General features: G+C 66.6%; 18 protein-coding genes. 16 read left to right on the top strand and 2 right to left on the bottom strand.

The window, feature by feature from the left end; genetic code table 11:
• Positions 1-156 precede the first annotated feature (156 nt).
• Positions 157-1,548 (bottom strand): PhoH family protein, encoded by a 1,392-nt coding sequence (locus PKB_RS04810; RefSeq protein ID WP_043249478.1) that lies wholly within the window; start codon positions 1,546-1,548, stop codon positions 157-159.
• A gap of 409 nt (positions 1,549-1,957) precedes the next feature.
• On the opposite strand from PKB_RS04810, the gene yaaA reads away from it, so the two are divergent.
• The 13 genes from yaaA to PKB_RS04745 all read left to right on the top strand — a co-directional run bounded on the left by yaaA (position 1,958) and on the right by PKB_RS04745 (position 20,095).
• On the top strand, positions 1,958-2,737 hold the full coding sequence (yaaA, locus tag PKB_RS04805; protein WP_043249476.1) for a peroxide stress protein YaaA: 780 nt from the start codon (positions 1,958-1,960) through the stop codon (positions 2,735-2,737).
• Positions 2,738-3,554: 817 nt separating this feature from the next.
• Positions 3,555-4,865, top strand: a complete 1,311-nt coding sequence (gene algD, locus PKB_RS04800) for a GDP-mannose 6-dehydrogenase (RefSeq protein ID WP_043249474.1) — start codon at positions 3,555-3,557, stop codon at positions 4,863-4,865.
• Between the two features lie 134 nt (positions 4,866-4,999).
• On the top strand, positions 5,000-6,484 hold the full coding sequence (gene alg8, locus PKB_RS04795; RefSeq protein WP_156957986.1) for a mannuronan synthase: 1,485 nt from the start codon (positions 5,000-5,002) through the stop codon (positions 6,482-6,484).
• A 58-nt stretch (positions 6,485-6,542) separates the two neighbouring features.
• A complete protein-coding gene (locus PKB_RS04790; protein ID WP_043249469.1) occupies positions 6,543-7,712 on the top strand; it encodes a PilZ domain-containing protein in 1,170 nt (389 codons plus the stop codon).
• Positions 7,713-7,722: 10 nt separating this feature from the next.
• Entirely contained in the window at positions 7,723-9,120 is a 1,398-nt protein-coding gene (gene algK / locus PKB_RS04785; RefSeq protein WP_043249467.1) for an alginate biosynthesis TPR repeat lipoprotein AlgK, read from the top strand.
• An 83-nt stretch (positions 9,121-9,203) separates the two neighbouring features.
• Entirely contained in the window at positions 9,204-10,613 is a 1,410-nt protein-coding gene (locus PKB_RS04780) for an alginate export family protein (protein ID WP_043256930.1), read from the top strand.
• Positions 10,614-10,630: 17 nt separating this feature from the next.
• Positions 10,631-12,223 carry a mannuronan 5-epimerase AlgG gene (gene algG / locus PKB_RS04775; RefSeq protein ID WP_052355179.1) on the top strand — a complete coding sequence of 531 codons (1,593 nt, stop codon included), beginning with the start codon at positions 10,631-10,633 and terminating at the stop codon, positions 12,221-12,223.
• Between the two features lie 11 nt (positions 12,224-12,234).
• On the top strand, positions 12,235-13,656 hold the full coding sequence (locus PKB_RS04770) for an alginate O-acetyltransferase (protein ID WP_422613524.1): 1,422 nt from the start codon (positions 12,235-12,237) through the stop codon (positions 13,654-13,656).
• A 3-nt stretch (positions 13,657-13,659) separates the two neighbouring features.
• Entirely contained in the window at positions 13,660-14,784 is a 1,125-nt protein-coding gene (locus PKB_RS04765) for a mannuronate-specific alginate lyase (RefSeq protein WP_043249465.1), read from the top strand.
• Positions 14,785-15,067: 283 nt separating this feature from the next.
• Positions 15,068-16,540, top strand: coding sequence for an MBOAT family O-acyltransferase (locus PKB_RS04760; protein ID WP_043249463.1), 1,473 nt, complete (start codon positions 15,068-15,070; stop codon positions 16,538-16,540).
• A 13-nt stretch (positions 16,541-16,553) separates the two neighbouring features.
• On the top strand, positions 16,554-17,726 hold the full coding sequence (locus PKB_RS04755; RefSeq protein WP_052355178.1) for an alginate O-acetyltransferase: 1,173 nt from the start codon (positions 16,554-16,556) through the stop codon (positions 17,724-17,726).
• Positions 17,727-17,760: 34 nt separating this feature from the next.
• Positions 17,761-18,435 (top strand): alginate O-acetyltransferase AlgF, encoded by a 675-nt coding sequence (locus tag PKB_RS04750; RefSeq protein ID WP_371369545.1) that lies wholly within the window; start codon positions 17,761-17,763, stop codon positions 18,433-18,435.
• Between the two features lie 214 nt (positions 18,436-18,649).
• Positions 18,650-20,095: a mannose-1-phosphate guanylyltransferase/mannose-6-phosphate isomerase gene (locus tag PKB_RS04745; protein WP_043249460.1), complete on the top strand. Its 1,446-nt coding sequence runs from the start codon at positions 18,650-18,652 to the stop codon at positions 20,093-20,095.
• Between the two features lie 216 nt (positions 20,096-20,311).
• On the opposite strand, the gene codA is transcribed toward PKB_RS04745, so the two are convergent.
• Positions 20,312-21,553: a cytosine deaminase gene (gene codA, locus PKB_RS04740; protein ID WP_043249458.1), complete on the bottom strand. Its 1,242-nt coding sequence runs from the start codon at positions 21,551-21,553 to the stop codon at positions 20,312-20,314.
• Between the two features lie 214 nt (positions 21,554-21,767).
• On the opposite strand from codA, the gene PKB_RS04735 reads away from it, so the two are divergent.
• The 3 genes from PKB_RS04735 to PKB_RS04725 all read left to right on the top strand — a co-directional run bounded on the left by PKB_RS04735 (position 21,768) and on the right by PKB_RS04725 (position 23,531).
• Positions 21,768-22,232: a hypothetical protein gene (locus tag PKB_RS04735; protein WP_043249456.1), complete on the top strand. Its 465-nt coding sequence runs from the start codon at positions 21,768-21,770 to the stop codon at positions 22,230-22,232.
• Positions 22,233-22,302: 70 nt separating this feature from the next.
• Positions 22,303-23,133: an SDR family oxidoreductase gene (locus PKB_RS04730; RefSeq protein WP_043249454.1), complete on the top strand. Its 831-nt coding sequence runs from the start codon at positions 22,303-22,305 to the stop codon at positions 23,131-23,133.
• An 11-nt stretch (positions 23,134-23,144) separates the two neighbouring features.
• Positions 23,145-23,531: a hypothetical protein gene (locus PKB_RS04725; protein WP_043249452.1), complete on the top strand. Its 387-nt coding sequence runs from the start codon at positions 23,145-23,147 to the stop codon at positions 23,529-23,531.
• The last annotated feature ends 23 nt before the right edge of the window (positions 23,532-23,554 follow it).

Genomic DNA, 23,554 nt, shown 5'->3' with positions numbered 1-23,554 from the left:
ACCGCCAAATTCGGACACGGAGTTGGCGATGCGCCAGGTGAGGCGGCGTACAACCGCTAACGGTTGTACGCCCTATGCTCGCCGATGAAAACGGCGCCCGTCTGGGCGCCGTTTCGGTTGGAACGATGCCCGCCCCTCGCGGGGCGGGCCGCCGCTTTACATATGCGCCTCGGCGTATTCCGCCAGCACCGAGCGCGGCACCCCTTGCAGGGTGATGTGCACGCCGTGGGGGAAGTCCTTGAAGCGTTCGGTCAGGTAGGTCAGGCCGGAGCTGGTGGCCGACAGGTAGGGGGTGTCGATCTGCGCCAGGTTGCCCAGGCAGATCACCTTCGAGCCGTTGCCGGCGCGGGTGATGATGGTCTTCATCTGGTGCGGGGTGAGGTTCTGGCACTCGTCGATGAGGATCAGGCTCTGCTGGAAGCTGCGCCCGCGGATGTAGTTCAGCGATTTGAACTGCAGCGGCACCTTGCTGAGGATGTAGTCGACGCTGCCGTGGGTGCATTCGTCGTCCGAATGCAGGGCTTCCAGGTTGTCGGTGATGGCGCCCAGCCAGGGTTCCATCTTCTCGGCCTCGGTGCCCGGTAGGAAGCCGATGTCCTCGTCCAGGCCCTGCACGCTGCGGGTGGCGATGATGCGCCGGTAGCGCTTGGTGACCATGGTCTGCTCGATGGCCGCGGCCAGCGCCAGGATGGTCTTGCCCGAGCCGGCGGCGCCGGACAGGTTGACCAGGTGGATGTCCGGGTCGAGCAGCGCGTAGAGCGCCAGCGACTGGTACACGTCACGCGGGCGCAGGCCCCAGGCTTCCTGGTGCAGCAGCGGCTCCTGGTGCAGGTCGAGGATCAGCAGTTCGTCCTGCTGGATGCCCTTGATCCAGCCGACGAAGCCCTGCTCGTCGACGATGAACTCATTGATGTGCACCGCCGGCAGGTTGTCGGTGAGTTGCACCCGATGCCAGGTGCGGCCGTGGTCCTGGCGGGTCTCGACCTTGCTCACGCGGTCCCAAAACGAGCCCGAGAGCGAGTGGTAGCCACGCGAGAGCAAGGCCACGTCGTCGATCAGCTGGTCGGTGTGGTAGTCCTCCGACGACACACCGCAGGCACGCGCCTTCAGGCGCATGTTGATGTCCTTGGTCACCAACACGACGCGGCGGCTGCTGTAGCGGCTCTGCAGCTCGACCAGCTGGTTGATGATCTTGTTGTCGTTCAGGTGTTCCGGGAGCCAGGTGATGGGCTCTGCGCGCTTGCTCATGAGGATCGACAAGGTGCCGCAGGGGCCGGCCTTGCCGCGCTGGATCGGCACGCCTTCCTCCACTTGCTCGGGCGAGGCTTCGCCGAGTACCTGGTCGATCAGGCGGATGGCCTGGCGACATTCGGCGGCGACGGAGTGCTTGCCGGTTTTCAGCTTGTCGAGTTCCTCCAGCACCGTCATCGGAATGCCGACGTGGTGTTCCTGGAAGTTCAGCAGGGCGTTTGGATCGTGGATCAGAACGTTGGTGTCGAGGACGTAGAAGATCGGCTGGGAATTGCTGGAACGTCCGTGGTCATCCATACGCGGGTCACCTCTTCCGGGGGAGTTACGACGGAATGCCTTTACAGCGCTCCGCCGTGCGGTGAGCCACCGACTCTCGAAGCCTGGGCTCGAGAGTGTTGCAAGCAAGGGACGGGCCGGGGCCGCCACCTGTCTGCAGGGTTCGGCGGTCTACGCCTCCAGAAATACAGGAAAAAAGATGACGATAAAAAGTCTTTTTCCTTCTCAACGGGGAAATTTTCGTCGTACGACGAAATACCTTGGAAAGGTGCGCGCACAGGACTAGTTTTATCAGTCCAGTCATCGACTTATTCACCTGCAGCAATTCCCTCCCCGCGTATCCCCCGATCGATTTTTCCAATCGTCTCCATCGCTGGAGCCCGCCCGGGCAAGTCCCTACAATCGCCCGACGCTTCGAGGAGACCGCACGATGCTGATGGTGATTTCCCCCGCCAAGACCCTGGATTACGAGACCGCGCCGGTCACCGACCGCCACACCCTGCCGCTGCACCTGGATGACGCACAGGAGCTGATCGGCGTGCTGCGCGAGCTGACCCCGGCGCAGATCGGCAGCCTGATGAGCCTGTCGGACAAGCTCGCCGGCCTGAACGCCGCGCGCTATGCCAGCTGGCATCCCGACTTCAAGCCGAGCAACGCCAAGCAGGCGCTGCTGGCCTTCAAGGGCGACGTCTATACGGGCCTGGCCGCCGAGGACTTCGGCGATGCCGACTTCGACTTCGCCCAGCGCCACCTGCGCATGCTCTCCGGCCTTTATGGCGTGCTGCGCCCGCTCGACCTGATGCAGCCGTACCGCCTGGAAATGGGCACCCGCCTGGCCAACGCGCGCGGCGCCAACCTTTATGACTTCTGGGGCGAGCGCATCAGCGGCTGGCTCAATGAAGACCTCGCCGAGCAGGGCGACGCCGTGCTGCTCAACCTGGCCTCCACCGAGTACTTCGGCGCGGTGAAGCGCAAGGCGCTGGACGCCCGCATCATCGACACCGAGTTCAAGGACCTGAAGAACGGCCAGTACAAGATCATCAGTTTCTACGCCAAGAAGGCCCGCGGCCTGATGGCGCGCTACGTGATCAAGGAACGCCTGACCGATCCGGAAGGCCTGAAGGACTTCACCTACGCCGGCTACCGCTTCGCCGCCGAGGAGTCCTCGGTGGACCGCCTGGTGTTCCTGCGCGACCAGCCCGACGCCTGATCGCCCCTTTCGCTGGCGGCCGCCCGGTCGCCAGCCACCCCTCTCCCGCCAATCGCTGGCAGCCCGATTGCCCCTTCCTCTCTCCCGTCTCGCTACCGTTCGTCGGCAACCACGCACTTTCGTGACATTTTTTTCCACGCCGGCAGCACTTCCGAACGGCTAAAAAACCGCCACTTTTGCCATCGCAGTTGTAATCCATTCGCCATTACAAGCATCCCGCCATTACATGCAATTCACGATTGCAAGTTGCACGAAACATCTTGAATCAAGCTGAACGACAGCTGAACGAAGTGTAAATCAGATGAAACACGGCGGAACTTTTCAAACTTCCTGCATTTTGCACGAACGCTGAAAGCGACAATTCCATTTCATCCTGATAGCAAAGTTTCGCCAATTGATGGCCATTGGACATTCACTTCACGGCACAACTTCGGATCGGCGACAGGAACTATCCAACAGCCTCGAACATCCTACTTGCGCAACGACCATTCGGACTTAGTTGCACCCACACAGGTAAACAGAACGCATCGAGCCTTGCTCGAAGGCTTCGCTCATCCTGAATAATTTCAAAAGGTTATGTAATTAAGCAGAGCACCGAAAAGACTTGCCGCTTATCCGGACGCACATTTCAAGGGCACTCTTGAAATCACTCTGAAACATTAAAGTGCAAGTCGCGGAACTCTGCCCAAATTGAGTGCAAGAACTTTCAGATCACTCATGGACTGCCTGGACGGGGCGCCTCGAAATGCCCCGCAGCAAAAGGGAATTGGCCACACGGCCAACTTTTAACCGCTCGACAAAAGCAGAGGTGAATACGATGCGTATCAGCATCTTTGGTCTTGGCTACGTTGGCGCAGTATGCGCCGGTTGCCTGTCCGCCCGTGGTCACGAAGTGATTGGCGTGGACGTTTCCACCACCAAGATCGACCTGATCAACCGCGGCAAGTCGCCCATCGTCGAACCGGGGCTGGAGTCCCTGCTCGAGAAGGGTATCCGGACCTCGCGGCTGTCGGGCACCACCGACTTCAAGCAGGCCGTGCTGGACAGCGACGTCTCGTTCATCTGCGTCGGCACCCCGAGCAAGAAGAACGGCGACCTGGACCTGGGCTACATCGAGAGCGTCTGCCGCGAAATCGGCTACGCCATCCGCGAGAAGGCCGAGCGCCACACCGTGGTGGTGCGCAGCACCGTGCTGCCGGGCACCGTGCAGAACGTGGTGATCCCGATCATCGAGGACTGCTCGGGCAAGAAGGCCGGGGTCGACTTCGGCGTCGGCACCAACCCCGAGTTCCTCCGCGAGAGCACCGCGATCAAGGACTACGACTTCCCGCCCATGACCGTGATCGGCGAGTTGGACGCGCAGACCGGGGACCTGCTGGAAGAGATCTACCGCGAGCTGGACGCGCCGATCATCCGCAAGACCATCGAGGTCGCCGAGATGATCAAGTACACCTGCAACGTCTGGCATGCGGCCAAGGTCACCTTCGCCAACGAGATCGGCAACATCGCCAAGGCGGTCGGCGTCGACGGTCGCGAGGTGATGGACGTGATCTGCCAGGATAACAAGCTCAACCTGTCGCGCTATTACATGAAGCCCGGCTTCGCCTTCGGCGGCTCCTGCCTGCCCAAGGACGTGCGCGCCCTCACCTACCGCGCCAGCCAGCTGGACGTCGAGCACCCGATGCTCGGCTCGATCATGCGCAGCAACGCGCACCAGGTGCAGAAGGCCTTCGACATCATCACCAGCCACGGCAGCCGCAAGGTCGGCCTGCTCGGCCTGTCGTTCAAGTCCGGCACCGACGACTTGCGCGAGAGCCCGCTGGTGGAGCTGGCCGAGATGCTGATCGGCAAGGGCTACGAGCTGCAGATCTTCGACCGCAACGTCGAGTACGCCCGCGTGCATGGGGCGAACAAGGAGTACATCGAGTCGAAGATCCCCCACGTCTCCTCGCTGCTGGTCTCGGACCTCGACGAGGTGGTGCGCACCTCCGACCTGCTGGTGCTGGGCAACGGCGACGAGCTGTTCGTCGACGTGGTCAAGCAGGCGCCGCAGGGCAAGAAGGTGATCGACCTGATCGGCTTCATGCCGAGCGTCACCGACGAGCGCGCCGAAGGCATCTGCTGGTAAGCGCCTCAGCGGTTTCTGGGTCCCCGTTTGTTCGCGGGGATGACGGAGAGATTCGTCACTCCCGCGAACACGGGAGCCCAGCAAACCCGCCTCGCCCCCGTTCCCACGAAGCAACGACGCGACTGACGGACCACATCATGGACGCATACAAACGAGCCCTCGGCGAAGCCAGCGGCTGGCTGCTGTTCCTTTGCCTGCTGATGGGCCTGGCGCTGCTGGTGCCGCCGACGGTCTTCGACCCGAATGCCCGCGACTTCCTGCTGATCATCGGTGCGGTCGGCATCTGGCGCTATTCCATGGGCGGCCTGCATTTCCTGCGCGGCATGCTCTTCCTGCACCTGGTCTACCCGTACTACAAGCGCCGCCTGCGCAAGCTGGGCAGCGCGGCCGATCCGTCGCACGTGTACCTGATGGTCACCAGCTTCCGCATCGACGCCCTGACCACTTCGATGGTCTATCGCTCGGTGATCGAAGAAGCCATCGCCTGCGAGCTGCCCACCACCGTCGTCTGCTCCATCGTCGAGCTGTCCGACGAGGTACTGATCAAGCAGCAGTGGCAGAAGCTCAACCCGCCGGCGCGGGTAAAGCTGGACTTCGTGCGCATCCCCGGCACCGGCAAGCGCGACGGCCTGGCCCACGGCTTCCGCGCCATCTCCCGGCACATGCCGGATGACGAATCGGTGGTCGCGGTGATCGACGGCGACACCGTGCTCGAACCCGGCGTGGTCAAGGCCACGGTGCCCTGGTTCAAGCTGTTCGCCAACGTCGGCGGCCTCACCACCAACGAATTCTGCGAAGTGCAGGGCGGCTACATCATGAGCCAGTGGCACAAGCTGCGCTTCGCCCAGCGGCACATCAACATGTGCTCCATGGCCCTGTCCAAGCGCGTGCTGACCATGACCGGGCGCATGTCGGTATTCCGCGCCAGCGTGGTCACCGACCCGGCCTTCATCGCCGACGTCGAGAGCGACCACCTGGACCACTGGCGCCTGGGGCGCTTCCAGTTCCTCACCGGCGACGACAAGTCCAGCTGGTACAGCCTGATGCGCCTGGGCTACGACACCTTCTACGTGCCGGACGCGGCGATCAACACGGTCGAACACCCGCCGGAGAAGAGCTTCATCAAGGCCAGCCGCAAGCTGATGTTCCGCTGGTACGGCAACAACCTGCGGCAGAACTCCCGCGCCCTCGCCCTCGGCCCGCGGCGCCTGGGCTGGTTCACCAGCGTGGTGCTGTTCGACCAGCGCCTGTCGATGTGGACCTGCCTGCTCGGCCTGGTCGCGGCCATCATCGCCAGCCTCAAGTACAGCATCACCTACCTGCTGGTGTACCTGCTGTGGATCGGCATCACCCGCCTGGTGCTGACCCTGTTGCTGTCGCTGTCGGGCCACCCGATCGGCCCGGCCTACCCGCTGATTCTCTATTACAACCAGATCGTCGGCGCCCTGGTGAAGATCTACGTGTTCTTCCGCCTCGACCAGCAGTCGTGGACGCGCCAGAGCACCAAGCTCGACCGTGGTTTGAACCGCTACCAGCGCCTGTTCAACACCTGGTCCTCGCGTGCCATGACCTTCTCTGCCGCCAGCGTCTTCGTCGCCGTACTCCTGACCATCGTTTGAGCTACCGCCCCTCGGCCCGTGGCCGGATCGACCCTTTGCGAACATAGGACCCGACCTCATGAATACCGCCGTCAACGTCAACGTCGTGCACGAATCCGAAGCCCAGCGCCAGCATGCGCGGGTCAAGCTGCCCGCGCGCATCCGCTACATCGGCGCCAACCGCGAGGGTGTCGACGCGCGCCTGCTCGACCTCTCCGCCGGCGGCTTCGCCTTCACCGCCAGCGCCGCGCCTATCCAGGCCGGCGACATCCACAAGGGCAAGCTGCTGTTCCAGATCGACAGCATCACCTTCGCCATCGAAGTGGAGTTCCAGGTGCGTTCCTTCGACAGCGAGAGCCGCCGCGCCGGTTGCGAGTTCCAGAACCTCAAGCCGCGCGAAGTGGCCGCCCTGCGCTACCTGATCACCGCCTTCCTCGCCGGCGAAGTGATCAGCGTCGGCGACATGCTCAACACCCTGCAGCGCGAGAACTTCACCAAGGCCCGCAAGCACGGCGCCGGCGGCAGCGGCATGGGCTTCTTCGGCCGGGTCCGCGCGGTCACCTTCAGCACCGCGATCTTCGTGGTCGGTGTCGGGGCCTTCGCCTTCATCCTCAACCAGATCTACAACCTGTACTTCGTCACCCACGCCGACTCCGGCGTGGTCAACATCGCCAGCCAGCAGATCACCATGCCCCGCGAAGGCACCGTGGACAGCCTGGTGCAGCCCAACGCCGAAGTGGCCAAGGGCGCGCCCATCGCGACCTTCTCCACCAGCCTGCTGGACCTGCTCAAGGGCAACCTGTCCGACGAGCAGCTCAACCCGGGCAACATCGAGAAGCTCTTCGGCCACCAGCTCAAGGGCACCCTGACCAGCCCCTGCGATTGCCGCGTGGTCGAGAAGCGCGTCGCCAACGGCCAGTACGCCAACAAGGGCGACGTGATCTTCACCCTCGCCCCGCGCGAAGCCTCGGCGACCGTCGAGGCGCGCTTCGCCTACCGCAATGCGTCCGAACTCTCGCCGGGCACCCTGGTGCACTTCCAGGTCGCCGGCGACAGCGAGGTACGCAGCGGCCGCATCCTGCGCACCGCGCCGGTGGACGGCGACCTGGCCAGCGAGATCCGCGCGCAGATCCAGCCCGAGCAGCCGCTGGACAGCCAGCTCGCCGGTCGCCCGGCGGAAGTCAGCATCGGCGGCCTGCCCGGCCGCACCCTGTTGAACAAGGCCATGGCCCTGGCCACCGCGCGCTGAGGAATCGCCCATGAACGCACTTGCCCAGCATCCGCTGCGCGGCGTCGGCCTGGCCCTGGCGGTGAGCCTCGCCGCCGGCTGCGCCGGCCTGCCCGACCAGCGCCTGGCCGACGAGGCCATGGCGCGCGGCGACCTCGCCACAGCCCAGGCCAACTACCAGGCCCTGGCGACCCTCGGCTACACCGACGCGCAGATCGGCCTGGCCGACCTGCAGGCGGCCAACGGTGACAGCGCAGCCCAGGCCCGCGCCGAGAAGCTCTACCGCGACGCCGCCGAGACCTCGCCGCGCGCCCGTGCGCGCCTGGGCAAATGGCTGGCGGCCAAGCCCGGCGCCAGCGAAGCCGAGCACCGCGAGGCCGAGCAGCTGCTGACCCGCGCCTTCGCCGAAGGCGAGGACAGCGCCCTTGTGCCGCTGGTGGTGCTCTACCTGCAGTACCCGCAGACCTGGCCGGACGTGAACCCGCAGCAGCGCATCGACCAGTGGCGCGCCCAGGGCCTGCCGCAGGCAGACCTGGCGCAGATCATCCTGTACCGCACCCAGGGCACCTACAACCAGCACCTGGGCGAGGTCGAGCAGGTCTGCCAGCGCTGGCTGACGCGCATGGACGTGTGCTGGATGGAGCTGGCCACGGTCTACCAGATCCAGGGCAACGCGGATAAGCAGAAGGCCCACCTCGACCGCCTGCGCGCCGCGCACAAGACCGGCCACGTGCCGCCCGAACGCGTCGAATCGGTGGCCCAGGTGCTGGCCGACGCCAACCTCGGCAAGCCCGATCCGCAAGCCGCCCAGGCCCTGCTCACCGAGCTTGCGCCGGAATTCCCGGCCGCCTGGGTCGACCTCGCCAAGCTGCAGTACGACTACCCCGAGCTGGGCGACGTGAAGCAGATGCTCGACTACCTGAAGAAGGGCCAGGACGCCGCCCAACCGCGCGCCGAGCTGCTGCTCGGGCGCCTCTACTACGACGGCAAGTGGATGCCGCAGGACCCGCAGAAGGCCGAGCAGCACCTGCTCAAGGCCGCCCCCAGCGAGCCCCAGGCGCACTACTTCCTCGGCCAGATCTACCGCCGCGGCTACCTCGGCAAGGTCTACCCGCAGAAGGCCGCCGACCACCTGCTGATCGCCGCCCGCGCCGGCTCCGCCAGCGCCGACATGGCCCTCGCCCAGCTCTGGTCGCAAGGCCGCGGCGTGCAGGTCGACCGGGCCGCCGCCTACGTCTTCGGCACCCTCGCGCAGCGACAGCAAGTGCCCGCCGCCGCCGACCTGATGAGCCAGCTCGAACCGCAGCTGCAGCCGGCCGAACGCAGCCAGGCGCAGCAACTGCTCAAGCGCGAGGAACAGGCGCGCGGCGCCAATTGGCAGGCCACGGTCAGCCTCATGCAGAACGAACAGGAAGCCCAGAACCTATGAAGCGCCCAGCCCCGACTCCCGCCCCGCTCCTCCAGCCGCTGCGCCTGGCCGGCGCCATCCGCCGCGCGCACCTGCTGCCGGCCATGCTCGGCGCCGGCATGAGCCTGCTCGGCAGCCTCGCGCAGGCCGCCGAAGAGCCGCCGAAGAACTTCGGCATCGACATCAAGGTCACCGCCGAATCCCTCGACGACCAGGACCTGGGCACCGCCCACGGCGGCGACCTCAATGGTATCGGCCTCGACCTGCGGCCCTGGGCGCTGGGTACCTGGGGCGACTGGAGCGCCTACGTGATGGGCCAGGCGGTGACCGCCACCGACACCGTGCAAACCGACACCTTGCAGTCTGACGAAGTGGACAACAGCGGCACGAACGGCCGCGAGCCCGACGACAGCTACCTCGCCCTGCGCGAGTTCTGGGTCGACTACGCCGGCCTCACCCAATACCCCGGCGAGCACCTGCGCTTCGGCCGCCAGCGCCTGCGCGACGACAGCGGCATGTGGGCCGACACCAACATCGAAGCGCTGAACTGGACCTTCGACACCACCCTGCTGCGCGCCCACGCCGGCGTCGCGCAACGCTTCTCCGAATACCGCACCGACCTCACCGAACTGGCGCCGCAGGACAAGGACCGTACCCACGTGTTCGGCGACCTCTCCACCCAGTGGGCGCCGCACAACTGGGTCGGCCTGCGCCTGCACCACGCCGACGACAGCGGCCACTTGAAGGACCCCGGCGAACAAGTCGACTCGCTCGACAAGCGCTCCACCGGCGACCTCACCTGGCTCGGCGTCGAGGCCAACGGCGACGGCTACGAGTACCGCTCGCAGATGCCGCTGAACTACTGGGCCAGCGCCACCTGGCTGACCGGCAACCGCGACCGCCTGAGCACCGTCGATGTCGGCGGCGAACGCATCGCCACCGGCAAGCAGAGCGGCGACGTGAACGCCTACGGTGTCGACCTCGGCCTGCGCTGGAACATCGACGAGCAGTGGCGCGCCGGTGCCGGCTTTGCCCGCGGCAGCGGCGGCGGCCACAACGGCGAGGACCAGTACGAGCAGACCGGCCTGCAGAGCAACCGCTCCAACTTCACCGGCACCCGCGCCCGCGTGAACCGCTTCGGCGAGGCCTTCCGCGGCGAGCTGTCGAACCTGCAGGACGCCACCCTGTTCGGCGCCTGGCAGCTGCGCGACGACTACGACGCGAGCCTCGTGTACCACAAGTTCTGGCGCGTCGACGGCGACTCGGACATCGGCAACAGCGGCATCAACGCGCCCCTGGTCAACGACTCCAAGGACGTCGGCCAGGAGGTCGACCTGGTGATGACCAAGTACTTCAAGCACGGCCTGCTGCCGGCCTCGATGAGCCAGGCGATCGACGAACCTTCGGCGCTGATCCGCTTCCGCGGCGGCCTGTTCATGCCCGGCGACGCCTACGGCAACCACGTCGACTCGACGATGCACCACGCGTTCGTCGACGTCATCTGGCGCTACTGAAAACCGAGACCATCGCCATGCACAGCCACCCTCCCCTGACCGGCCTGCTGCTCGCCTGCCTGCTCGCCGCGGGCTCCCCGGCCTGGGCCCTGGCGCCGCCGACCAAGGCTGACTCGCAAGCGGCCCCGGCCAACCAGCCCGGCCACACCCAAGGCTTGAAGGAAACCGGCAACTACACGGTCTCGACCATCGCCGAGCAAACGCTGCACCTGGACCCGCCGAAGCTGCCCGACCTGTCCGGCTACACCGCCGAGGCGGTGGCGAAGATGATCGACCGCAGCAAGCCGGGCAAGGCCGTGCTGCAGCGCATGGTGCAGCAGCAGCCGCTGAAGGAATTCACCGGCGGCAGCAACCGCCTGGCCGAGTGGGTGAAGCGCCAGAAGCAGATGCCCCAGGCGATCTTCATCGAAGGCGGCTACGTCAATCTGGCGGAACTGGCCGGCAAACTCGGCAAGTCCCTGGAACAGGTCGAGCCGGGCGTGTACGTCGCGCGCCTGCCGATCGTGGTCAGCCAGGGCGCGACCCTGGAGATCGACGGCAAGGTCAAGGAGCTGCGCCTATCGCAGGATCGCGGCGCCTTCCTGGTCAACGACGGCAAGCTGTTCGTCCGCGACAGCAAGGTCACCGCCTGGAACGAGGCGAAAGGCGAGCCGGCCTGGTTCAAATCGCCCAACGAGTTCCGCCCCTTCCTGGTCTCCTGGGGCGGCGCCGAGGCGTACCTGGTGAACAGCACCTTCACCAGCTTCGGCTACAACGCCTCCAAGGCCTACGGCATCTCCATCTCGCAGTACAGCCCGGGCATGGACACCCAGATGAAGCGCCCGCGCCCCAAGGGCTGGGTGCTCGGCTCCACCTTCGTCGACAACTGGTACGGCTTCTACTGCTACGAGGCCGACGACCTGGTGGTGCGCGGCAACACCTACCGCGACAACGTGATCTACGGCATCGACCCGCACGACCGCTCGCGCCGGCTGATCATCGCCGAGAACACCGTCTACGGAACGAAGAAGAAGCACGGCATCATCGTCTCGCGCGAGGTCGACGACAGCTTCATCTTCCGCAACAAGACCTACGACAACCACCTCTCCGGGATCGTCCTGGACCGCAACAGCGTGAACAACCTGGTGGCCTACAACGAGGTCTACCGCAACCACTCCGACGGCATCACGCTCTACGAATCCGGCGACAACCTGATCTACGCCAACCAGGTGCTGGGCAACCGCCGCCACGGCATCCGCATCCGCAACAGCGTGAACATCCGCCTGTACGAGAACCTCGCCGCCGGCAACCAGCTGCTCGGCGTGTATGGGCACATCAAGGACCTGTCCGACACCGACCGCGACATCGACCTCGACCCGTTCGACACCAAGGTCTCGCTGATCGTGGTCGGCGGCAAGCTCGCCGGCAACGGCTCCGGGCCGCTGTCGGTGGCCTCGCCGCTGTCCCTGGAGCTGTACAAGGTGGCCATGCTCGGCCCGACCAAATCCTCCGGCATCAGCTTCTCCGGCGTACTCGGCGAGAAGCAGGAAGAGATCCTCGACCTGCTCGTGCGCCAGCAGCGCGCGGTGCTGATCGACCCCGTGGAAAGCCAGGCCGAACTGCATAAATGAGGACCCGCACCATGACCATCCGCCCCCATTGCCTGTCGGGCCTGACGGGCCTCGCCGCCGGCCTGCTGCTCGCCCACGGCGCCTTCGCCGCCGACACCGGCGCGCCGACCTACCGCGCCCTGCCGGCCGCCGGCCTGTGCCCCAAGGCGGCCGACGACAAGGCCTACGACACCAAGTACCTGGGCTTCTTCACCCACCTGGTGCCGGCCCAGGAAGACTGGCTGTTCCGCACCACCTACGACCTGCGCACCGACTTCGGCACCAGCCCCGAAGGCTGGCGCGAACTCAAGGCGCTGCGCGACGAACTCAAGCGCAAGGGCGTCGAGCTGATGGTGGTCTACCAGCCCACCCGCGGCCTGATCGACCGCGAGAAGCTCAACCCCGAGGAGAAGGCCTCCTTCAACTTCGAGCTGGCGAAGAAGAACTACCTGGCGTCGATCGCCAAGTTCCGCGAGGCCGGCATCTACACCCCGGACTTCTCGCCGCTGTTCGACGAGAAGGAAGCCCACCCGTACTACTTCAAGGGCGACCACCACTGGACCCCGTACGGCGCCATGCGCAGCGCGAAGATCGCCGCGCAGACGCTGAAGGAAATCCCCGGCTACGACGCGATTCCGAAGAAGGAATTCGAAAGCAAGCGCACCGGCCTGCTGTCCAAGCTCGGCACCTTCCACAAGGCCGCCGCGCAGCTCTGCGGCAGCAGCTACGCGCCGCAGTACGTCGACCGCTTCGAGACCGAGCCGGTAGGCGCCAGCGACAGCGGCGACCTGTTCGGCGACGGCGGCAACCCGCAGGTGGCAGTGGTCGGCACCTCCAACAGCGGCCCGGCCTACAACTTCGTCGGCTTCCTCGAGGAGTACGGCAAGGTCGACATCCTCAACAACGCCGTGTCCGGCGGCGGCTTCGACAGCTCGCTGCTGGCCTACCTGACCAGCGAGAGCTTCCACAAGAACCCGCCGAAGATCCTCGTCTGGGAATTCGCCACCCACTACGACATGGCGCAGAAGAGCTTCTACCGCCAGGCCATGCCGCTGGTGGCCAACGGCTGCGCGACGCAGAAGGCCGTGCTCAGCCGCAAGGTCAAGCTGCACGCCGGGCGCAACGAGGTGCTGCTCAACAGCGCGACGCTGCCGATCCGCAGCGGCAGCTACACCGCCGACATCACCTACAGCGACCCGAGCGTGCACCAGCTGAAGAACACCGTCTGGTACATGAACGGCCGCCGCGAGCAGCTGAAGATCGAGCAGTCCAAGGCCGTCGACACCGGCGGGCGCTACGTCTTCGAGCTGCGCAACGACGAGGACTGGGCCGACCAGCAGTTCCTCTCCCTGGAAATCGAAGCGCCGGACGAGATGCCGGCCGGCCTCGAGGTCGAGGCCAAGCTGTGCCAGACGCCGCAAACCAAGGCCACTGCCGAAGTGGCCGGGAGATAACCCATGTCCATCCAACGTCTTTCCCGCAGCAAGGGCCTGCGCCTGCTCTGGCCGCTGCTCAGCCTGGGCAGCCTCGGTGCGCTCTACGGACAAGCCTCCCAGGCCGCCGACCTGGTGCCGCCACCCGGCTATTTCGCCCCGGTCGGCGAGCGCAAGGGCGAGGCCGACAGCTGCCAGGCAGCGCCCACGCCCTACACCGGCTCGCTGCAGTTCACCAGCAAGTACGAAGGCTCCGACTCGGCGCGCGCCACCCTCAACACCGGCGCCGAGAAGAAATTCCGCGAGCAGATCAAGGACATCACCGAGATGGAGCGCGGCACCAGCAAGCTGATCACCCAGTACATGCGCAGCGGCCACAAGGGCGACCTCGACTGTGCGCTGAACTGGCTGTCCACCTGGGCCAAGGCCGACGCGCTGGAGAGCACCGACTTCAACCACACCGGCAAGTCGATGCGCAAATGGGCGCTGGGCAGCCTGTCCTCGTCCTACCTGCGCCTGAAGTTCTCCAGCAGCCGCCCGCTGGCGGCCTACCCGCAGCAGTCGGCGCAGATCGAGCAGTGGTTCGGCAAGCTCGGCAGCCAGGTGGTCAGCGACTGGAGCAACCTGCCGCTCAAGCAGATCAACAACCACAGCTACTGGGCCGCCTGGTCGGTGATGTCCACTGCCGTGGTGACCAACCGCCGCGACCTGTTCGACTGGTCGGTGCAGGCGTTCAAGGTCGCCGCCAGCCAGGTCGACGACGACGGCTACCTGCCCAACGAACTCAAGCGCCGCCAGCGCGCCCTCTCCTACCACAACTACGCGCTGACCCCGCTGGCGATGATCGCCGCCTTCGCCCAGGCCAACGGCACCGACCTGCGCGAGGAAAACCACGGCGCGCTGCAGCGCCTGGCCGAACGCGTGATGCAAGGCGTGGGCGACCAGCAGGCCTTCGACGCCAAGACCGGCAACGACCAGGACATGGAAGACCTGAAGGAGAACAGCAAGTTCGCCTGGCTGGAGCCCTACTGCGCGCTCTACAGCTGCGCGCCTAAGACCCAGGACTGGCGCAGGAAGATGGAGCCCTTCAACAGCTTCCGCCTCGGCGGCGACGTGACGAAGGTGTTCAACCGCGGCAACGGCGGATAACGGACCAGAACCTGTAGGAGCGAGCTTGCTCGCGAACGGCGTCCCCGGAGGCACCGGCGCTGGGCGGTTCGCGAGCAAGCTCGCTCCTACGAAGAGCTATCCCGCACACGCGGGGCACCGCAACACCCCGACCCAGGCGCAAAGACGCCGGGCGGGCGCACCACCACTTGGCACTACCACGGGGAGGAATTGGCGGATCGCACCGGCCTTTTCCTTGCGCGCCTTCACGGCGCCGGAAGGGCTGGAGCGATCCAGGGTACGAAGCTCCAGAGCGAGACGCGCAATGGTCTTTTCTTCCAACGTGTTCCTGTTCCTGTTCCTGCCGGTGTTCCTCGGCCTGTACTACCTGAGCGGGAACCGCTACCGGAACCTCCTGTTGCTGGTCGCCAGCTACCTCTTCTATGCCTGGTGGCGCGTGGACTTCCTCGCCCTGTTCGCCGGCGTCACCCTGTTCAACTACTGGATCGGGCTGCGCATCGGCGCGGCCGGCGTGCGCACGCTCGCGGCCAAGCGCTGGCTGATCCTCGGCGTGGTCGTCGACCTCTGCGTGCTGGGCTACTTCAAGTACGCCAACTTCGGTGTCGACAGCCTCAACCAGATCATCACCTCGTTCGGCATGCAGCCCTTCGTGCTGACGCACATCCTGCTGCCCATCGGCATCTCGTTCTACACCTTCGAGTCGATCAGCTACATCATCGACGTGTACCGCGGCGACACCCCGGCCACGCGCAACCTGATCGACTTTGCCGCCTTCGTCGCCATCTTCCCGCACCTGATCGCCGGCCCCGTGCTGCGCTTCAAGGACCTGGTCGACCAGTTCAACCACCGCACCCACAGCCTCGACAAGTTCGCCGAAGGCTGCACCCGCTTCATGCAGGGCTTCGTCAAGAAGGTGTTCATCGCCGACACCCTGGCGGCCCTGGCCGACCACTGCTTCGCCCTGCAGAACCCGACCACGGGCGACGCCTGGCTCGGCGCGCTGGCCTACACCGCGCAGCTGTACTTCGACTTCTCCGGCTACAGCGACATGGCCATCGGCCTGGGCCTGATGATGGGCTTCCGCTTCATGGAGAACTTCAACCAGCCCTACGTCAGCCAGTCGATCACCGAGTTCTGGCGGCGCTGGCACATCAGCCTCTCCACCTGGCTGCGCGACTACCTGTACATCAGCCTGGGCGGCAACCGCGGCACCACTTTCCAGACCTACCGCAACCTGTTCCTGACCATGCTGCTGGGCGGGCTGTGGCACGGCGCCAACGTGACCTACATCGTCTGGGGCGCCTGGCACGGTACCTGGCTGGCGATCGAGCGCGCCCTCGGGGTCAACGCCGCGCCGCGCGTGCTCAATCCGCTGAAGTGGGCCTTCACTTTCCTCCTGGTGATCCTCGGCTGGGTGATCTTCCGCGCCGAGAACCTGCACGTCGCCTGGCGCATGTACGCCGCCATGTTCAGCTTCGGCGACTGGCAGCTGTCCGAGCTCAACCGCGCCAGCCTCACCGGCCTGCAGCTGGGCACCCTGGCGCTCGCCTACGCCGTGCTCGCGGTATTCGGCCTGCGCCAGTTCCGCGGCCAGCCGCTGCAACTCAAGGCACCCAAGGCCGAGGCCGGCAACGACCAGGGCGGCGCCGTGGTCGCCAGCTGGAGTGCCGCGCTGCCGCTGCTGGCCACCCGCGTGGCGCTGCTTGCGCTGTTCGCCGCCTCGGTGCTGAAGCTCTCCGCGCAGAGCTACTCGCCCTTCCTCTACTTCCAGTTCTGAGCGAGGCCGCCGCATGAACCCGACGCTTCCCAAACCCCTGCAATACGCCTACGTCGCCGCCTTCGGCGGGCTGCTCCTGGGCCTGGCCTGCGGCTCGCTGAAGAGCTTCCCGAGCTTCAGCGCAGCCCCCGGCACCCCGCTGCTCAACGGCAAGCTGGCGCACGCCTTCGAGACCCACTACGACGAGCAATTCCCGATCAAGCGCCTGGGCACCAACCTCTGGGCCGCGCTCGACTTCGCCCTGTTCGACGAAGGCCGCCCCGGCGTGGTGCTCGGCAAGGACGGCTGGCTGTACACCGACGAAGAGTTCAAGCCGGCACCGACGGCGACCCAGCTCGACGACAACTGGGCACTGCTGCGCGGCGTGCAGAAGGAGCTGGAGCGACGCGGCGTGAAGCTGGTACTGGCGATCATCCCGGCCAAGGCGCGGGTGTATCCCGAATACCTCGGCAAGGAACAGCCGGCCAGCCTGCACGCCGGTCTGTACCAGGACTTCCTGCAGCGCGCGCGGCAGGCCGGCATGGCCGCGCCCGAGCTGCTGGAAACCCTCGACCAGGCCAAGGACAAGGGCCAGGTCTTCCTGCGCACCGACACCCACTGGACGCCGCTGGGCGCCGAGGCCGTGGCCGAGCGCCTGGCCCGCGCCATCCGCGACGGCCAGCACCTCGACCTGCCGCAGCAGACCTTCATCACCGAGGCCCACGCCGCCGCGCCGCACAAGGGCGACCTGCTGACCTTCCTGCCGCTGGACCCGCTGTTCAGCACGCTGCTGCCGGCGCCGGACCAGTTGCAGGAACGCCAGACCCGCGCGGCCGACGACAACGCCAGCGGCGGCGACCTCTTCGGCGACAGCACCGCGCCGCAGGTGGCGCTGGTCGGCACCAGCTACAGCGCCAACCCGCGCTGGAACTTCGCCGGCGCGCTCAAGCAGGCGCTGTCGGCCGACCTGATCAATTACGCCAAGGAAGGCAAGGGGCCGCTCGAACCGATGCTCGAACTGCTCCAGGACCCCGGCTTCGCGCAGCACCCGCCGCGCCTGCTGGTCTGGGAATTCCCCGAACGCTACCTGCCGATGCGCAACGACCTCAGCCAGTTCGACGCGAACTGGCTGGCCCAGCTGCGCGCGGCCGGCACCCGAGACGAACGCCTGGCGGCCAACCCGCCGGGCCTGGCTGCGGCGCGCTGAGCGCCACCCACTGGGCGCCCGCGCGCCCGCTGCAATGCAAGAAGAGACGGAGGTACACCCCATGATCCGATCCAAGACCCAAGGCTGGAAAATCCCCGCCCTCGCCTTGGCCCTGGGCCTGGCCAACGTCGGCGCACACGCCGGCGAAGCCGCCCTCTACGGCCCGCAGGCGCCCAAGGGCTCGGCCTTCGTGCGGGCCTACAACGCCGGCAACAGCGAGCTCTCGGTGAGCGTCGGCAACGCCGCGCTGAACGACGTCGCGCCGCTGGGCTCCAGCGACTTCAAGTTCCTCCCGCCCGGCAGCTACACCGCCAAGGTCGGCAGCCAGAGCCTGCCGGTGAAACTCGATCCGGACGCCTACTACACCCTGGTCAGCGAACCGGGCGCGCAACCGCAGCTGGTAAGCGAGCCGCCCTTCAAGAACAAGCAGAAGGCCCTGGTGCGCGTGCAGAACCTCAGCGGCAAGGCGCTGACCCTGAAGACCGCCGACGGCAAGACCGAAGTGGTCGGCAACGTCGCCCCGAAAAGCCACGGCGACCGCGAGATCAACCCGGTGAAAGTCGACCTGGCGCTGTTCGACGGCGCGCAGAAGGTCAGCGACCTCAAGCCGGTGACCCTGGCCCGCGGCGAGGTGGTGTGCCTGTACGTCACCGACGCCGGCGGAAAGCTTTCGCCGGTGTGGGTCAAGCGGCCGGTGGTGGCGGATTGAGGGTTGGTTGGTTTTCTGGGTTCCCGCATTCGCGGGAATGACGAGAAGTCGTGGAGCTGCACGTAGCTCTGACCGTCTTCCCCGCGAACGCGGGGACCCAATGAACAGAAAAAACAGCGGGCTGCCATGACGGCCCGCACGGAGAGGTCACCCAGAACGGCAACGGCGCCCGCGGGCGCCCCACAGAACGCATGAACGCTTAAGGAGAAACCCCATGATTCCCGTCATTCTTTCCGGTGGCAGCGGCTCCCGACTCTGGCCCCTTTCACGCAAGCTCTATCCCAAGCAGTTCCTCGCCCTGGCCGGCGAGCACACGCTGTTCCAGCAGACCGTCGAGCGCCTGGCCTTCGACGGCATGGAGCCGCCGCTGGTGGTGAGCAACAAGGAGCACCGCTTCATCCTCCAGGAACAGCTCGAACAGCTGAACCTGCAGAGCCAGGGCATCCTGCTCGAACCCTTCGGTCGCAACACCGCGCCGGCCGTGGCCATCGCCGCCATGCAGCTGGTCGCCGAAGGCCGTGACGAACTGCTGCTGGTGCTGCCGGCCGACCACGTGCTGGAAGACCCACGCGCCTTCCAGCGCGCCCTGGCCCTTGGCACCGTGGCCGCCGAACGCGGCGAGATGGTGCTCTTCGGTGTCCCGGCGCAACGTGCCGAGACCGGCTACGGCTACATCCGCGCCAACGCCGACGAGCGCCTGCCTGAAGGCGTGGCGCGGGTCGAACGCTTCATCGAGAAGCCCGATGCCGAACGCGCCCGCCAGTTCGTCGAGCAGGGCAACCACTACTGGAACAGCGGCATGTTCCTGTTCCGCGCCAGCCGCTTCCTCGAAGAGCTCAAGCGCCACGACGCGGACATCTACGACACCTGCCTGCTGGCCCTGGAACGCAGCCAGCGCGAAGGCACGGTGGTGAACATCGACGCCGCCACATTCGCCTGCTGCCCGGACGACTCCATCGACTACGCGGTGATGGAAAAGACCCAGCGCGCCTGCGTGGTGCCGCTGGACGCCGGCTGGAACGACGTCGGCAGCTGGTCGTCGATCTGGGAGGTGCACGAGAAGGACGCCAACGGCAACGTCACCAAGGGCGACGTGGTCGTCCACGACAGCCGCAACTGCCTGGTGCACGGCAACGGCAAGCTGGTCTCGGTGGTCGGCCTGGACGACATCGTGGTGGTGGAAACCAAGGACGCCATGATGATCGCCCACCGCGACCGCGTGCAGGACGTGAAGAAAGTGGTCGGCGAACTCGACGCCGCCGGTCGCAGCGAAACCCAGAACCACTGCGCGGTGTACCGCCCCTGGGGCAGCTACGACTCGGTGGACATGGGCGGCCGCTTCCAGGTCAAGCACATCACCGTGAAGCCCGGCGCGCAGCTCTCGCTGCAGATGCACCACCACCGCGCCGAGCACTGGATCGTGGTCTCCGGCACCGCCCAGGTGACCTGCGACGAGAAGGTGTTCCTGCTCACCGAGAACCAGTCCACCTACATCCCCATCGCCTCGGTGCACCGCCTGGCCAACCCCGGCAAGATCCCGCTGGAGATCATCGAGGTGCAGTCCGGCAGCTACCTGGGCGAGGACGACATCGAGCGTCTGGAGGATGTCTACGGACGTACAGAACCGGCTGTGATGCAAGCCCAGGCCGGCGCACGCTAGTTCAGGACGGCGCCTCCCCATCGGCGCCAACAGCCCCCAAGGCCATGTGCCTTGGGGGTTTTTCTTTGCGCGAAGTTTTTGTAGGAGCGGATTCATCCGCGAACCGCACGGCACGGTGTTCCCCTGTAGGAGCGGCCCATGGCCGCGAATCGCGCGCATGGCGCGCTCCTACATGGCGACTTCGGTGCACGGATATTCACGGATGAATCCGCTCTATCAGCCCTCGAACAGCTCCACGCTCTCCGGCGCGCGGCGCATCAGGATGCGGCCGTGGCGGATCGAGTACAGCGCCTTGGTCTGCTGGCGTACCGCCTCGTAGTCGCTGTCCACGCCCAGCACCAGCAGGTTGGCAGGGCGGCCGGCAGCAATGCCGTAGCGCTCGCCCAGGTTCAGTGCGCGGGCGCTGTTGTCGGTGACCAGGTCGAGGCTGCGCTGCAGGTCGTCGAAGCCCATCATGTGGCAGATGTGCAGGCCGGCATCGAGCACCCGCAGAATGTTGCCGTTGCCCAGGGGGTACCAGGGGTCCTTGATCGAATCCTGGCCGAAGCAGACGTTCATCCCGGCGCGGTCGATTTCGGCCACGCGGGTCACGCCACGGCGTTTCGGGAAGGTATCGAAGCGGCCCTGCAGGTGGATGCTCTCGGTCGGGCAGGAGACGAAGCTGATGCCCGAGCGCTTGAGCAGGCGGAACAGCTTCGAGCAGTAGGCGTTGTCATACGAGCCCATGGCCGTGGTGTGGCTGGCGGTGACGCGCGCGCCCATGCCGCGCACCCGCGCCTCTTCGGCGAGCACTTCGAGGAAGCGCGAGTTGGGGTCGTCGGTCTCGTCGCAGTGCACGTCCACCAGGCAGCCGGTGCGCTCGGCCAGGTCCATGAGGAACCTGATCGAGCTGACGCCCTGCTCGCGGGTGTTCTCGAAGTGCGGGATGCCGCCGACCACGTCGGCGCCGAGGCGGATCGCCTCTTCCATCAGCTCGCGACCGCCCTCGTAGGACTCGATGCCCTCCTGCGGGAACGCGACTATCTGCAAGTCCACCAGGTGCTTCGCCTCTTCCTTCACTTCCAGCATCGCCTTGAGCGCGGCCAGGGTCGGGTCGGTGACGTCCACGTGGGTGCGCACGTGCTGGATACCGTGGGCAGCCAGCATGCGGATGGTGGTGTGGGCGCGGGACTTGGTGTCCTCGTGAGTGATGGTTTCCTTGCGCTGCGCCCAGCGCTCGATGCCCTCGAACAGGGTGCCGCTCATGTTCCACTCGGGCTCGCCGGCGGTGAGGGTGGCGTCGAGGTGGATGTGCGGCTCGACCAGGGGCGCGATGACCAGTTGCCCGGCGGCGTCGAGCTCGTCGCTGCGGGCGAGCACGCTGCCGGCCTGCGGCAGCACCTCGGCAATGAGCTCGCCTTCGCAGCGAATGGTGAACAGGCCGGTCTGCTTGCGCAGCTTGGCGTTGACGATCTTCATGGGAACTCCTGTAGCGACTCAGGCGCGAGGTTGCACGGCGGCGCGATCCACGGCGAAGCATAAGCCAGCGCGATACCCACCGCGTAGGCAAACGGGCCGCCGCCAGCGCAAGCCCGAACCGGTCGTGCCTTCGTCTTGGGTCAGGCCCCTTGGATGGTCCTCTCGCGCCCTTGCACCTGCTAGGCTCTAGTCCCTCTCCCCGACGGAACCCGCCATGCTGTTCGGCTCGCTGCTCATCGTCACCTGGGTCATCCTGCTGCTGCGCTACCCCAGCCGCGCGTTGCCGATTTCAGGCGCCGCGCTGGTCGGCCTGGCGCTGGTGGTGAGCCTGGCGGTCTGGCAGGACAGCCGCGACGAGCGCCGCCTGCAGCACCTGGAACTGCGCATTAGCTATGCACCGACCCTGTGCCCGGCCGACCGCCCGCTGCGCGTCGACCTGCGCAACGGCAGCGATGCGCCACTGCAGGAGTTGCGCTGGAAGGTCGCCGCCTACCGCCCCGGCGACACCGTCGACCTCGCCGAGAATCTCTACGAAACGCCGCGCTACCGTGGCCCGGGCGCGCTGCTCGGCGGCGACAGCTGGAACGACTGCCTGCCGCTGCCGACGCTGCGTCCGGGCTATCGGGCGAGCACCCTGGAGTTCCGCGCCGAACGCATCGAAGGGCGCTTCGGCGGCTGAGCCGCGCTTCACCCCTGGCGTGCCTATCGGCTAGGGTAGAAGCCTTTCCCTCTCCGCCAAGGACTGCCGCATGTTCCAGCCCGTCGCCCTCATCACCGGATGCTCCAGCGGCATCGGCCGCGCCCTGGCCGACGCCTTCCGCGAGTCCGGCTACGCCGTCTGGGCCACCGCGCGGCGCGACGAGGACGTCGCCGTCCTCGACCAGGCCGGCTTTCGCGGCGTGCGCCTGGACGTGACCGACAGCGCCGCCGTCGCCGCACTGGCCGAGCGCCTGCGCAGCGAAGTCGGCGGCCTCGACGTGCTGATCAACAACGCCGGCTACGGCGCCATGGGCCCGCTGCTGGACGGCGGTGCCGAGGTCCTGCGCCAGCAGTTCGAGACCAACGTGTTCGCGGTGATCGAACTGAGCCGCGCCTGCCTGCCGCTGCTGCGCGAACGCAAGGGCACGCTGGTGAATATCGGCAGCGTCTCCGGCGTGCTGGTCACCCCTTTCGCCGGTGCCTACTGCGCGTCCAAGGCCGCCGTGCATGCGCTCAACGAGGCGCTGCGCCTGGAGCTCGCGCCCTTCGGCATCGCGGTGCTGGAAGTGCAGCCCGGCGCCATAGCCTCCAGCTTCGGCGCCAACGCCAACCGCAGCCTGGAAGGCGTTGTCGCCGAGGACTCGCCCTGGTGGCCGCTGCGCGAGTTCATCCGCGCTCGCGCCAACGCCTCGCAGGACAAGCCCACACCCGCCACCGAGCTGGCCCGTCAGGTGCTCGGCACCATCCACCGCAATCCGGTGCCGCGCCTGCTGCGTGTCGGCCACGGCAGCCGCGCCCTGCCCCTGCTCGCGCGCTGGTTGCCAACCGCGCTGCTGGACCGCGCGCTGAAGAAACGCTTCGGCCTGAACGGCCAACTCTAGGGAGAACGCCGATGAGCGACGCGCCGGTCCGCACCCGTTACTACGCCTTGGGCGGCATGCTCGTCGCCTTCGCCCTCAACGTGCTGCTGCGCACTTTGCTGCGCTATGGGCTGGTCCCGGTGAACCTGCTGGTGGCGCTGGCCATCGGCGCCGGCATGGCGTTCTTCTTCGCCCGCCGCGTGGGGCGCCTGCCCACCACCGGCGAGCGCTGGCGCCTGCTCGGCTTCTACTCGGCCGGCCTGGCCCTGCTGTACCTGGGGCTGGTCGCCCTGGCCGCCTGGCGCAACCCGCCGAGCCACGCCGCGCTGCTGTTGTTCCTGCTCAACTACCTGTTCTACCCGCTGGCGGCCTGCTGGTTCTTCCGCCCGCGCGTTCAGGAGCGTTTTCTTCCGCGCTGAAAAAACAGCTGTCGGCTTGACGA

The sequence above is a fragment of the Pseudomonas knackmussii B13 genome (assembly GCF_000689415.1).
Lineage (GTDB): Bacteria > Pseudomonadota > Gammaproteobacteria > Pseudomonadales > Pseudomonadaceae > Pseudomonas > Pseudomonas knackmussii.
This window is presented reverse-complemented; position numbering and strand designations above follow the sequence as displayed.